The organism is Planococcus liqunii (assembly GCF_030413595.1).
Lineage (GTDB): Bacteria > Bacillota > Bacilli > Bacillales_A > Planococcaceae > Planococcus > Planococcus liqunii.
Map to the genome: position 1 here is coordinate 1,155,239 of NZ_CP129238.1, position 13,102 is coordinate 1,168,340.

14 protein-coding genes are annotated in these 13,102 nt (G+C 45.7%); 8 read left to right on the top strand and 6 right to left on the bottom strand.

What is annotated here, in order from left to right; translation table 11 throughout:
• Positions 1 to 59: 59 nt before the first annotated feature.
• Positions 60 to 263, bottom strand: coding sequence for a YheE family protein (locus tag QWY22_RS05765; protein ID WP_074510110.1), 204 nt, complete (start codon positions 261 to 263; stop codon positions 60 to 62).
• A gap of 81 nt (positions 264 to 344) precedes the next feature.
• On the opposite strand from QWY22_RS05765, the gene QWY22_RS05770 reads away from it, so the two are divergent.
• The 3 genes from QWY22_RS05770 (at position 345) to QWY22_RS05780 (ending at position 2,719) form a co-directional block, all read left to right on the top strand.
• Complete coding sequence (locus QWY22_RS05770) at positions 345 to 1,493, top strand: DUF445 domain-containing protein (protein ID WP_300983508.1); 1,149 nt, start codon at positions 345 to 347, stop codon at positions 1,491 to 1,493.
• 12 nt (positions 1,494 to 1,505) lie between these two features.
• On the top strand, positions 1,506 to 1,853 hold the full coding sequence (locus tag QWY22_RS05775; protein WP_300983509.1) for a YlbF family regulator: 348 nt from the start codon (positions 1,506 to 1,508) through the stop codon (positions 1,851 to 1,853).
• 86 nt (positions 1,854 to 1,939) lie between these two features.
• Complete coding sequence (locus QWY22_RS05780) at positions 1,940 to 2,719, top strand: enoyl-CoA hydratase (protein WP_300983510.1); 780 nt, start codon at positions 1,940 to 1,942, stop codon at positions 2,717 to 2,719.
• A gap of 35 nt (positions 2,720 to 2,754) precedes the next feature.
• On the opposite strand, the gene QWY22_RS05785 is transcribed toward QWY22_RS05780, so the two are convergent.
• Positions 2,755 to 2,940, bottom strand: a complete 186-nt coding sequence (locus QWY22_RS05785; protein WP_036807963.1) for a YhzD family protein — start codon at positions 2,938 to 2,940, stop codon at positions 2,755 to 2,757.
• 125 nt (positions 2,941 to 3,065) lie between these two features.
• Between QWY22_RS05785 and QWY22_RS05790 the strand changes: the two genes are divergently transcribed.
• From QWY22_RS05790 to yhaM, 5 genes are all read left to right on the top strand, one after another.
• Positions 3,066 to 3,965: an ABC transporter ATP-binding protein gene (locus QWY22_RS05790; protein ID WP_300983511.1), complete on the top strand. Its 900-nt coding sequence runs from the start codon at positions 3,066 to 3,068 to the stop codon at positions 3,963 to 3,965.
• The gene (locus QWY22_RS05795) at positions 3,958 to 5,208 is read left to right on the top strand and encodes an ABC transporter permease (protein ID WP_300983513.1); all 1,251 of its coding nucleotides are present in this window, start codon (positions 3,958 to 3,960) and stop codon (positions 5,206 to 5,208) included. Before QWY22_RS05790 ends, QWY22_RS05795 begins: the two co-directional genes overlap by 8 nt.
• Before the next feature lie 102 nt (positions 5,209 to 5,310).
• Positions 5,311 to 6,528, top strand: coding sequence for a metallophosphoesterase family protein (locus QWY22_RS05800; protein ID WP_300983514.1), 1,218 nt, complete (start codon positions 5,311 to 5,313; stop codon positions 6,526 to 6,528).
• A 4-nt stretch (positions 6,529 to 6,532) separates the two neighbouring features.
• Complete coding sequence (locus QWY22_RS05805) at positions 6,533 to 9,370, top strand: ATP-binding protein (protein WP_300983515.1); 2,838 nt, start codon at positions 6,533 to 6,535, stop codon at positions 9,368 to 9,370.
• The gene (yhaM, locus tag QWY22_RS05810; protein ID WP_036808014.1) at positions 9,370 to 10,308 is read left to right on the top strand and encodes a 3'-5' exoribonuclease YhaM; all 939 of its coding nucleotides are present in this window, start codon (positions 9,370 to 9,372) and stop codon (positions 10,306 to 10,308) included. The genes QWY22_RS05805 and yhaM overlap by 1 nt, the downstream gene beginning before the upstream one ends.
• Before the next feature lie 99 nt (positions 10,309 to 10,407).
• Here the strand turns inward: yhaM and QWY22_RS05815 are convergent, their stop codons facing one another.
• From QWY22_RS05815 to QWY22_RS05830, 4 genes are all read right to left on the bottom strand, one after another.
• Positions 10,408 to 11,295 carry a peptidylprolyl isomerase gene (locus QWY22_RS05815; protein ID WP_300983516.1) on the bottom strand — a complete coding sequence of 296 codons (888 nt, stop codon included), beginning with the start codon at positions 11,293 to 11,295 and terminating at the stop codon, positions 10,408 to 10,410.
• A gap of 158 nt (positions 11,296 to 11,453) precedes the next feature.
• The gene (locus QWY22_RS05820) at positions 11,454 to 11,639 is read right to left on the bottom strand and encodes a hypothetical protein (protein ID WP_036807986.1); all 186 of its coding nucleotides are present in this window, start codon (positions 11,637 to 11,639) and stop codon (positions 11,454 to 11,456) included.
• A 60-nt stretch (positions 11,640 to 11,699) separates the two neighbouring features.
• Complete coding sequence (locus QWY22_RS05825; protein ID WP_300983517.1) at positions 11,700 to 12,245, bottom strand: DUF3267 domain-containing protein; 546 nt, start codon at positions 12,243 to 12,245, stop codon at positions 11,700 to 11,702.
• Between the two features lie 92 nt (positions 12,246 to 12,337).
• The gene (locus QWY22_RS05830; RefSeq protein ID WP_300983519.1) at positions 12,338 to 12,910 is read right to left on the bottom strand and encodes an HTH-type transcriptional regulator Hpr; all 573 of its coding nucleotides are present in this window, start codon (positions 12,908 to 12,910) and stop codon (positions 12,338 to 12,340) included.
• Positions 12,911 to 13,102 lie beyond the last annotated feature (192 nt).

Below are 13,102 nucleotides of genomic sequence, written 5' to 3' on the forward strand. Positions count from 1 at the left end.
TGCTGTTAAAATCATTGAACCTTACATATAATAAAAAGCACCGGAAACTTTCCGGCGCTTTAATCGTATACATGGTAGAGCATCAGCTCGTGGATCATTGTTTTGATTGCTTCTTCGTCTTCAGGTGCTTTGGAAAGCCAGACGATGCGGCCATCGGGATGATACTCGCCTGCAATTCGTTCGTTTTTATAGAAAAAGGATATATTCCAGCCAGGCAGCTGGGAGTTTTCAAACATTGGTTTAAATTTAAAATGCTGCAGCATACAAATCCTCCTTTGGTTCTTCTTCAGTATAAAGGGATTTTATGTGAATGACAAAGAAGAAAAAAGAAATGAGTGAAGATCGTGAGTATTTTATTGACCATTGTTTTAATGGCAGTCATTGGTGCTTTAATCGGCGGCATTACCAACTTTATCGCCATCAAGATGCTGTTCCGGCCGTATAAAGCCGTCTATATCGGCAAATGGCGCCTTCCTTTTACACCCGGCTTGATCCCGAAACGCCGCGACGAGTTATCGACGCAGCTAGGGCGCACCATCGTTCAGCACTTGCTGACGCCGGAAACATTCAAGAAGCGTTTCTTCAATGAAGAAATGCGCAGCAAATTAGAGGCGTGGATGTACCGGGAACTGAAGACCCATGTTTTTGAGTCGAAGCGTTCACTTAATGGCTGGCTGGAAATTGCCGGACAACAGAATCTGGATGTACGGATCGAATCAAAGCTGGATGAACTGGTGGACCGGCAAGCGCTGGCGCTTCGTGCTTATATTGAAGGCAAAACGATTGGTGAACTGCTTCCTGAAAACTGGAAAGAAGAAACGGAACAAAAGATGATTCATGCTGTAAAATACGGCATTGACCAAGGATCGGATTATTTTGCTTCGATTGAAGGGCGCCAAACCGTCAAAAACTTCTTCGATGAATTTCTGGAGTCGCGTGGACGTTTTGGCCATATGCTGCATTCCCTGCTTGGCGAATCCAAACCGATTGTTGACCGCATCCAGCCCGAAATCATCAAATTCTTAAATTCCCCAAGAACGTTTGAATTGGCCATTACGCTGGCATACGGAGAATGGGAAAAACTTCAGGACCGCAGAGCGGATGACTTGCTGAAGGAATTTGATTTTGAGCCGGCAGTAGGCGCCGTCAAACAATATGTGCGCGAAATTGCCAATATCGACGGCCGCCTGGAGCGGACACTTGCAGAGACTTGGCCGACAGGGTTAGAATGGACAAGTGCCAACTTTATCCCGCTTGTCGCGGATTTTGTTTTCGAACAAGGGGAAGTGAAATTGGAAGATACGCTTCATAAAATTGATATCCAAGGCATGGTGAAAGAGCAAGTAGATTCCTTGCCGTTAAGCCGCCTGGAAGAATTGGTTTTAGGAATTTCACAACGAGAGTTGAAAATGATTACAGCACTTGGATTTTTACTTGGAGGATTTATCGGCATTTTTCAAGGAATCCTCAGCATCGTGCTGAATAACGCGTAGAGGAGAATCATTATGGCAGTCAACATTTATGACGACATCAACAAATTAGAAAGCACGTTCCGCAGCACCGAGGAATTCGGCAAATTGCAGCAAGCGGTGGAAGCTGTCACAGCTGACAGCGACTCCAGCCAATTGTTCAAGAATTTCCGCGATCTTCAAATTACGCTTCAGCAAAAACAAGCGCAAGGCGAAGAAATCACAGAAGAAGAAATGGTCAGTGCACAAGCGACAGCTCAGGCTGCACAAGCTGATCCGAAAATTTTAGCCATGCTTGAAGCTGAAATGGGCTTGAGCCAAATCATTGATGAAGTAAACCGTGTATTGATCAAACCGGTTCAATCGCTTTACGAATCAATGTAATTGAACCAAAATAAAGGATTTTCACAAGAAGACACCGAATACGTAGAGTGAATGACTATTCATTTTACGAAAGGGTGTCTTTTTGTATGTATGAAACAATCGAATTGACGAAGCAAGAGCGAATCGGCTATTTAAAACTGAACCGGCCGCAAGCGATGAACGCCATGAGCGGAAAAATGATGAAAGAACTGGCCGACTGTTTTGAGTCGCTGCTTGCTGACAGTACGCTGCAAGTATTGATCATCCACGGAGAAGGCAGAGCTTTCTCGGCAGGAGGAGACATTAAAGAAATGATGGACCCGGACAACCCGATGGACATCGACTTGGTTATGAAAGATGTCTCACGTCTTGCGAAATCGCTTTACACATTGCCGCAAATCACAGTGGCTGCCATACACGGGGCATCAGCCGGGCTTGGTTTCAGTATGGCATTGGCATGCGATCACATCATTGCAGAAGAAAACAGCAAACTGGCGATGAACTTTATCGGCATTGGCCTTGTACCGGATGGCGGCGGCCATTTCTTCATGAAAGAACGCGTTGGAGTACCGAAAGCGAAGCAATTGATCTGGTCCGGCCAAATCCTGAAGGCGCATGATTCGCTTGCCAAGGGCTTGATCGATGAAGTGACGGCTGAAGGCTTGGCGCTGGAACACGCTGAAACTTATGCAGAACAAGCGCTGCAGTCTCCGGTAAAAGCGCGTCTCGCGTCCAAACATATTTTGCATCAATTGAAAGTCGGCGAATTGGAGCAAGTGCTCGAAATGGAAGCGGCTGCCCAATCGGCGATGCGCAAAAGCGCGGACCACCTGGAAGGCATCCAGGCTTTTGTTGAAAAACGCAAACCGGAATTCCACGGAAAATAAGAAAAAGCATGGCGGTTGCCATGCTTTTTTGCATTTTAAGAATGGAACAATAACAGTTTGCCGGCCGGGGAAGCGAGTCTGTGCGTCTGGTTGACGAGTTCTTTTTCTTCCAGGAGGGCACGGCCTTTTTCTTTTGCCTGTTCATCGTTTTCTGCTGTGAAAGTTTCTTCTGTAATCAGTTTGCCGGTTTGTTCGTAAGCAGTCAGTTTATACGTTCTCATGAGGAACAGCTCCTTCTGAATGGTTATTCATTTTAAGTATAGCCGGTTTTGCCGAAAAAGTCCTCCAATTTTGAAACATTTCGACAGTTGCCTCGTATAGTAAAGTATCGAAAGGAGGAAGGACAATGAGTTTGATAGTAGAACATGCCACAAAGAAATTCGGCGATTTCACTGCAGTGGATGATGTGTCTCTGACGGTAGAGCAAGGACAGATGCACGGATTTTTAGGAGCCAATGGCGCCGGCAAAACGACGACTTTTCGGATGATTTTGGGGTTGCTGAACCCGACTGCGGGAACTATTCGCTGGAATGGAAAATCGATTACATATGCTGAAAGTCCGGAAATCGGCTATTTGCCCGAAGAGCGGGGGCTTTATCCGAAGATGAAAGTGGAAGAGCAATTGGTTTACTTGGCTCAATTGCGTAGTATGCCAAAAGCAGATGCAAAAAAGGAAGTCCAGAAATGGCTGGAGCGCTTTGAAGTGCCGCATTACGCTTCTAAAAAAGTGGAGGAATTGTCGAAAGGGAACCAGCAGAAAATCCAGCTGATTGCTTCATTATTGCATCAGCCTTCGTTGCTCATATTGGACGAGCCTTTTTCAGGATTGGATCCGGTGAATGTGGAAATGCTGAAAAGTGCGATATTGGACTTCCAGAAAGAAGGGGCAACGATTGTGTTTTCGAGTCACCGTCTGGATCATGTGGAGGAACTGTGTGACAATATGAGCATTCTGGACCGCGGCAAGATTGTTGTGGGCGGATCGATTCGCCAAGTGAAGCGGTCATTTGGCAAACAAAATGTCCGGATTAAGATGGATCAGGACCTCTCGATTTTGCATAATATAGCGGGCGTAGAAAACTTCACCAAAACGCACGACGGGGCCTTGTTCCAAATTACAGACGAAACGGTGGCCCAACGCTTGCTGGAGGAATCGATGAAGCTCGGCGCACTCCGCCATTTTGCAATCGAAGAGCCTTCTTTGGAGGAAATATTCATAGCGAAGGTGGGAAAAGCCTATGCATAGTTTCTGGATTATTTTTAAACAAGCTTTTATGACAAAAGCGAAAACCAAATCGTTCATCATTACGACAGTCATTGTCGCTGCAGCCTTTTTCCTGATGGCCAATTTGCCGAATATCATCGAGGCTTTTCAAGGTTCTGAAGAAGAAGAGAATGTTCTTCATGTTTTGGACGAAAACGGTAACCTTACCGAAGCACTGCAGCAGCAATTACAAGCAACAGGCAGTGACATGCAAGCCATGCCGACCGACTTGAGTGAAGATGAATTAAAGGCGGGGATAAGCGAAGGTACGATTGAAGCTTACCTGGTATTGGAGCAAAATGACCAGTTGTCTGCCCGTTATGTTTCGGAGTCCGCCAATGAAATGAACAGCGGTGCCGACATCGAACAAGCGGTTCAGTCACTGCAAACGACATTGACGGCTGAAACCATGGGCCTCGATGCGAACGAAGTCAGCCAATTGTTCCTACCGGCCGCGTTTGAGCGGGAAGCCGTTTCCGAGTCGTCTAAATCACAGGAAGAATTGAGCCAGGCAAGAGGGCTCGTTTATATTTTAATCATGTTGATTTATATTGCAGTCATTTATTATCCGAACATGATCGCCATGGAAGTCGCCAATGAAAAATCGTCTCGGGTGATGGAAATCCTGATTTCAAGCGTATCGCCGGTCAAGCATATGTTTGCGAAGATTGCCGGAATCGGAACGCTCGGAATTTTGCAGATGCTGGTGTTCGGACTTTCGGGCTATGTCGCCATCAAAACAGCTGGAACGGATTTATCGGAAGGTGCATTCAGCGTTTTCGGCTTTTCAGATGTGAAGATCAGCACATTTTTATTCGCCGTGCTGTTTTTCCTGCTTGGCTATTTCCTTTATGCGGTACTGGCTGCGCTTCTCGGATCGCTTGTCAGCCGGACGGAAGATGTACAGCAATTGATGCTGCCGATGATGTTTTTGATCATCATCGCCTCGTTTATCGCATTTTCTGGCATCGGCGTGCCCGAAGCAGGATTTGTGACGGTTTCTTCGTTTATTCCGTTTTTTGCGCCGCTGGTTATGTTCTTGCGCGTCGGCATGCTGGATATTCCGCTTTGGGAACCTTTGCTGTCGATTGCCATCATGCTGGCGACCATCGGCATTTTGGGCTGGTTCGGTGCGAGGGTATACCGTGGCGGCGTTCTCATGTATGGTTCATCCCAGTCGCTGAAAGATATCCGCAAAGCGATTCGCTTAGGGGAAAACAAATAAAGAGAGATGACTGTTTGCCGGAAGATTTCTGCAAACAGTTTTTTTTCGTCCGCTAACATGTTAAAATAAGAACAAATATTCGGTTTTCGAAGGAGTTTGGCTATGGGGGAAATTCGATTTATTCACACGGCAGATTTGCATCTGGGCAGTCCGTTTACGGGCATGCGGGGCTTGCATCCTGAGCAATGGAAAAAGCTGAAAGACAGCACGCTGGATGCATTTGGCCGGTTGATTGACTACGCAGTGAAAGAACAGCCGGATTTCATGCTGATTGCCGGTGATATCTACGACGGAGAAGATCGCAGCATCCGGGCACAGCACCGTTTTCAGCTAGGAATGCAAAGGCTTTCGGAAGCGGGGATCCCGGTTGTCTTAAGCTATGGCAACCATGACCATTTGAGCGGCAAATGGACGCGTTTCGAATTGCCCGAGAATGTTCATGCCTTCGATGACTCGGTATCTCAAATCCGCCTTTCAACGGCGAATGGAAATGCAGTCGTTACTGGATTCAGTTATGCCCAGCGCCATGTAAAAGAACCGGTCATCCACCAATATCCGGTGGCTGAAGAAAAAGACGCCGTTTACATCGGCATGCTTCACGGCAGCATGGAAGGGGATACGGCCCATGCGGTCTACGCGCCGTTTACGAAGCAGCAGCTGCTCAGCAAAAATTATGATTATTGGGCACTTGGGCATATCCATTTACGGCAGGAACTGCATATGGATCCACCGGTAATTTACCCTGGAAATTTACAGGGACGGCACAAAAATGAAAGTGGGCCAAAAGGATTTTACGATGTCCGCATTTCAGGCGGCACATCCCATCTAAATTTTATTCCTGCTTCGGTGCTTCAGTTTGACGAAATACAAGTGGATTGCAGCGGCATTGTGCACATGAATGAATTACTGGATGCTTGCTTATCGGCAGCCCGGGAATTTGCGGGGCATTATGGTGCGGGAGTTGTCGAAGTGAAATTGGCCAACTTGAATGAAGAAGCCTTCGATATGATAAAAGACACAACAGAAGAAGAATTGACGGAAACCATCCGGGAGGCGTTCAGCATGCTGGACGATTTGGTTTGGGCCGAGTCAATTGCCGTGGACGGCATGCAAACGCAAGCGGAACTTACGCCGCTTGGGGAGGAAATTATGGACAGAATGGCCGGATGGCAGCTTTCGGACTGGAAAGAAGTATTAAAAGATCTGTATCGGCATCCGAAAGGCAGCCGCTTTTTAGAGGCGCTGGATCCGTCAAAAACAGCGGAAATCCAGGAAGCTGCAGCACAGAAAATCCGCCGCGGCATGCATTTGGGGGAATGAACCGATGAGAATTGAAAAACTAGTCATTTACGGGTTTGGCAAACACCAGGACCGCACGATCGACGTAAATCCGGAACTGTCCATTTTTTATGGAGCAAATGAAGCGGGAAAAACGACCATTCAGCAGTTTATCATTCAGACGCTGTTCGGCTATCCTTCGCGCAACCAGAACCTGCTGCGCTACGAACCAAAAGCTGGCGGCAAATACGGGGGGCAGCTGCACATAAGCGACGACGAATACGGGCGCATCATCATCGAGCGGGTAAAAGGAAAATCGGCAGGAGATGTCACCGTGTATTTCGAAGATAGCACACGGGGATCCGATGCGGAATTGAAAATGATTTTACGGGATTATGACCGTGCTTCTTTTGAATCCATTTTTTCTTTCTCCATTCATGAATTACAGGGTCTTGAACAAATGACAGAAGAAGAGCTGAGTCGGACGCTGCTTGCTTCCGGAACCACAGGTGTCGACGCTGTCACGAAACTGGAAAGCCGTTTAGAGAAGGAAATGGCAGAAGTGTTCAAAAAGGCCGGGCGCAATCCGAAAGTCAATCAACTCATTGAAGAATTGCGGCAGCAGGAAAGTGAATTGAAAGAACTCAGAACCCGCACAGAGCTTTATGAACCTGCGGTTAACCGGCTCCAGGAAATAGCGGTCCGGCTGGAAACGATTGAAGCGGAAGAAAAAGGCCGGAGCCTCCAATTAAAATCAGTGGAAAAATGGCTGCAGGCTGCTCCACTCGCCGAAAAGAAAGCACAGCTGGAACAAGAGTTGGAGGGAGTGAAGGTTTCTGCATTTCCTTCAGATGGAAAGCGGCGAATGGACCGGTTGTCAGACCGGCTTTCCGAAGCGGAAGCCAAAAAGGACTATCTTAAAAAAGAATTGGACACACTCACGAGTCTTGGCTTTGAAGAAGTCCAGGTTGAACCGCTTGAGCAACTGCTGGCAAAAGAATCCGAATGGCTTCAAGTGCGGGCGCTTTTGCGCCAGAAAAAAGAAGAACGGATCAAACTTGAAGATGAGAAAAACCGGATTCTGGCGCTTGTAGGGATGAGTGAACCCGAAGCGCTCCAAGCAGACGTTTCATTGGGGCAAGAAGAATTGCTTTTGGAGCATATCCGGCAAGTGAATATGGAAGAAGAGGAAAAGCAGTACCAGAATAGAAAAGTGTCGGAAGAAAAAGAGAAGCTGATGGAAGCGGAAAAAGAATTGCGGTACTTCCTGGCGACAGAACCTGCAGAAGCAGATAGGAAAGCGGTTGAAGAGTGGCAGGCAGCTGCACCCAAATTGGCTGAAGCGAAAGCTGCGAAGCAAATGCAGACAACCGGCAATTCTCCAGCACTATACTACTTATTGATTGGCCTTGGGCTTCTAGGGCTGGTGATAGGAATCATCCAGCCAAACTTCTTGGTGGTCGCGATTGGCTTACTGGCTGCAGCAGGAGGTGCCTGGCTATGGCGGACCCGAGAGAAGCCGGCGGGGCTGTCTAATGATTATGCGAAAGTTTTAGAGCGTTATAGCGGCAAAGAAGCGGAATATGAGGCTTTGGTGCAAAAATTGGATAGCTATGACAAAAAACTGGATGCTTTGTTTGAAGCGGTGGACGCGGCGAAAAATCGCATAGCCAACCTATCCGGCATGCCAATCAGCCAGTCGGCGAAAGAAGCCTATGAAGATTTTCTGGAGCAACTAGGCTTTCGTGCGGAAACGAGCCGCAGCACCGTTTTGAAGTTGTTCGAAAATCTGCGGGAAGTCCATTCATTGACTGGAAGAGAACGGCGCGTAACGGAAGAGGCGAATGTACTTGCGAAACAGCTGGAGAGTTGGACCGAGCAGGCATCTGAAGTTTACGGCAACCCATTAGGTATAGAAGAGATGTATGCAAATTTGCGTTCTGAATGGAACATCCGCAAGCAGCGGCTCGCCGAACAAGCAAAGCGCCAGGAAAAAGCGGCCGAGCTGAAAAAAGAGCATGAGCAGCTGACTGCGCTTTACGGGCAAATCCAAAAAGAACAGCAAGCTTTGCTGGATGAAGCGGGCACAGCTTCGATTGAAGCATTTTACCGCGCTTGCGATGAGTGGGAACGAAAAGAAATGTTGATGCGGGAGCTTGCCCCGATTAAAGAGCAATTAATAGCGATCGGCAGTAGTGCCTTACCTGCCGATATGGACAGCACGCAAGCACGCGATTGGCTAGTACAAAGCGAATCTGTGTTGCATCAATTAAAAGAAGAACGAAATCTGCTGCTGGCAGAACAGGCGGAAAAACGCCAAATGACAAAAGTGCTGCTGGAAGATGAAACCTACGAAGACAAATTGCAGCAATTCGAGGAAAAGAAAGTAGAGCTTGCGGAATTGGCGAAGCGCTGGTCGATCGATAAAGCAATTACAGAAGCGATCCGCCAAACGATGGAAGAACTGAAGGAAAAGAAATTGCCGGCGGTTATTGCCGCGGCTCAAAAATTCTTTGAGTCGCTCACGTCAGGCGCTTACACAGGCTTGGAAATGAATCCCCAAGGATTTTTTGAAGCCGTCAGAAAGGACGGCATGCGGTTCCATATCGGGGAACTCAGCCAAGCCACAAAAGAGCAGGCGTATATCTCGCTTCGGCTATCCTTGGCAGTTTCAATGCAGGAGAGCCATCCATTCCCGTTTATTATGGACGATCCCTTTGTTCATTTTGATCGCAGCCGGCTGCAGCAAATGATAAACTTAATAACAGAGCTGCAACAGAGCCATCAATTCATTTATTTCACTTGCCACGAAGCGATGCAGCAGGCTTGGCCGAATGCTTCTATAATAAATGTAGCCACAATCGAAAGGAGTGTCCAACTATGATAAAAGGGATTACACAGCGTGCTGTAGGGGAAACGGTTGATGAGTTTTTGCTGATCAAACAATCAGTGAAGGGGGTTACCACCACCGGAAACCCTTTTATATCGCTCGTCTTGCAGGACAAGAGCGGAGATATCGAAGCGAAATTATGGGATACGAAAGATGAGCATGAAAAATTATTTGCTGCTGAAACAATTGTTAGAGTAGGCGGGGAAATCCATAACTACCGCGGAAAAAATCAACTGCGCATCAAAAGCATACGTCCGGCAAAACCGGAAGAGCACCAGTCGATTTCCGATTTGATGCCATCATCGGAAAAAACGACGGAACAATTGTCTGAAGAAATCCTTCAGTATTTGTTCCAAATGGAAAATCCGGCGATTCAGCGGATCACCCGCCACATCTTAAAGAAATACCAGCAGCAAATTTTGACGTTCCCAGCTGCCACCCGGAATCATCACGATTATGTATCCGGCCTTGCTGATCATGTAGTGTCTATGCTGAGACTTGGAAAAGCAATCTGCGAAATTTATCCGAGCCTGAACAAAGACTTGTTATATGCCGGCATCATCTTGCACGATGTAGGCAAAGTGTTTGAATTGTCCGGACCGATTGCAACGACTTATACGCTGGAAGGCAATTTGCTGGGCCATATTTCCATCATGGTCAACGAGATTTCGAAAACCGCCGATGAACTCGAAATCGAAGGGGAAGAAGTGCTGCTGCTTCAGCATATGGTGTTGTCGCATCATGGAAAAGAAGAGTGGGGCAGTCCGAAAAAGCCGATGATCAAAGAAGCGGAAATGCTGCATTATATCGATAATATCGATGCGAAAATGATGATGCTTGACCGCGCACTGGATAAAACCAAACCAGGTGAATTCTCAGAGCGCCTGTTTCCATTGGACAACCGGTCATTCTATAAACCGACGATTAAATAAAAAAACTCCCGTTCATTCGAACGGGAGTTTTTTTATGCTCTAGATTCAATTTAAACAAAAAAGCCCTCAGCGCCAATTGGCGGAGGGCTCTCGTACAAATTATTGAGCTGGTGCAGCTTCAGCGTTCATGATTTCATCAAGTGCGCCTTTTAAGTCTTCATCTTTGATCTCAACATTTGCTTCTTTCATCATGTCAGCGATTTTAGGAACCAAAGTAGTTTGGTCTGCTTTGGAAGCGGCCAATTCAGAACGAATTTCTTCTTTTTGGTCTTCAAGAGCAGGCTGATCTTTCACTTCGCGTTTCTCCGTCACTTGGATGATGTGGAATCCGTGCTGGGATTGAACCGGTTCGCTGATTTCGTCAACTTCCAGAGCATAAGCTGCTTCTTCGAATTCAGGCACCATAGCGCCAGTACCGAACCAGTCAAGGCTTCCGCCGTTTGCAGCAGAACCTGTGTCAGAAGAATATTCTTCTGCCAGTTTTGCGAAATCGCCGCCAGCATCCAATTCTTTCTTCACTTTGTTCGCTGTTTCTTCATCGGCTACAAGAATATGGCGTGCGTTCAGTTCAGTACCCTTGCGGTCATACTGCGCCTGAATTTCTTCGTCAGATACTTCAACGCCGTCAGTCAATGCTTTTTCCTGCAACAAGTTCAAACGGATGACTTTCTTGTAGCTTTCTTCGGTTTGGTTGTTTTGGGCCAGGAACTGCTCAAAGCTTTCGCCCATTTCTTCTTCGGATTTTTTATACTCCGCGTCAATTTCTTTGTCGGTCACTTCGTATTTATCAGCAAGCACTTTTTCAATCATTAAGATTTGAAGTGCCTGATCGCCAACAGAAGTTTTCATTTCTTCATAAAGGTCTTGCTGTGTAATATCCCCAACTTTTGATTCAACGATGACTTCATCGCCAGAACCGCTGTCGCTGCATGCAGCCAATGCCAACACAGATGCGGCCAAAGAAAGGGTTAATATTGATTTTTTCATTTTTTTCGCTCCCAACATTCTATCTAGATGCAGTAGTTACTATACCATAAACGTTTAAAAAATCAAAAAGTTTCCTTAAAGAGGAAAATATCTCTTCGCAACACCTTGAGTTTTTAAATTTGGATAAAAAAAAGTTCAGTTGCCAGGGGCAAGTGAACTCACGGAGTAAATTCTACGCCTACGTACAAGGATACCAATAAAATCGTGATCAATATATTGATTGTACGGAAAATTTTCTGATGGTTTTCTTCAGGAATTTCCCGGGAAGTTACGAGCGCCAATGTCATGCGGTTGATCTGGAATAAGTAAAGTACAGAGAACATCACTACAAATGCGATAATCATGAATTTCCTCCCCTCTAATGTTAGGTTCTAGTATACCAAAGACGGGAAGAAAAAGCAGGATTAGGCTACCACTTCGGGTACGAGAATTTCAAAGCCGGTGTCCGTTTCTTCAATAAGTGCGTCTTTAGGCGAATGTGCCAAGTTTCGCATATAAATCAAATCCGTCAAACACAAACCGCTGTGGTAAGCCAGCAGCATGGCAAAATAATGGCTGTAAACCGGCATGAGCAAGCTTAGGCACACAATTGTGGTGTTAATCAACATAAACGGTGCCGCTAGTGTCATGATAAATCGGATCTTGCTCACCGGTTCGCTGATGTGCAGTGAAATCTTCGGCAAAACTTTTAGTTGTTTTTTTACAATCAGTTTAATGCATTTCCGGCAACCGACGAGCGGCAGGAAGTGACACAATTTATGCAACGGATAAACGGCAAGAATAGCACAGATAAATAATAGAAAGTTTTGATCGGACAAAGGATCGGAATAAAGAATATTCAATACGATATAAAAGCTCATAAAGACACCCAAGGCAATAAGTGCAGACATGATATATAAACGATCGAGTCCGTATTGTTTTTTTAGATTAATGGTTTTCCAGCAGTGCATGTTTGCATCTCCTAAAAGTGGATTTCTCTTTTGATTCGATACATACAATACAACGAATAGCTAGGAAATGCAATAAAGATTCGCTTTAAATTTTATAGAACGTTTTCATTTTTTTCAGACGCCACAATGATTTGGTTTTCTTCACTGAATTTTGATTCGATGTTCTTAAAGGAAGCTTCGAAAATTTCCATAAAGTCATCACCGTAGATATTCCGGATTACGGCCATAATGTCCAGGAATTCCGGGAATTTTCCGTACAATTCCTTCAACGGCATCGAACCGTCAATGACTGCGTGGGGAGTGTCGTGATACTTCTCAATCATTTCCTGCATTAAAGCTTCTCCTTTTGGGGTCAGTTCCACATATGTATTGCGTTTGTCTGTGTCCCGTTTTGAAAATGCCAACAGCTCACGTTCTTCCAATTTCTTTGAAAAGTTGAAGGCAGTGGAAACATGCATGACTCCAAATTTTGCGACATCGGAAATGGAAGCGCCTTTTAAATGATAGGAAATCCATAAAATATGGTGTTCATTAATATTTAAATCATAAGGTTTTATCCACAACTGCCAATCTTTTTCGACTGCTTTCCATAATGCTTTTGACAGCTGCCCAATCCGCTGGCTAAACAACATGGCTTCTTTAAAGGTATAATTTTGTTCACTCATTAAAGCACCCACTTTCCCCCAAATATTTTTTCTTTATTATAGCAGTAAAGCAAAACATAATGAAGTGTGAATAATAAAAAAATTTAAATATCTGATTCACGCGAGCGGAAAGGGAAGGGGATAGAGCTTATTAGGGGATTTTCGTCAGTGGGGCTCTCGTATTCAAGGGAGTGAAGATCCTATCTATATTAA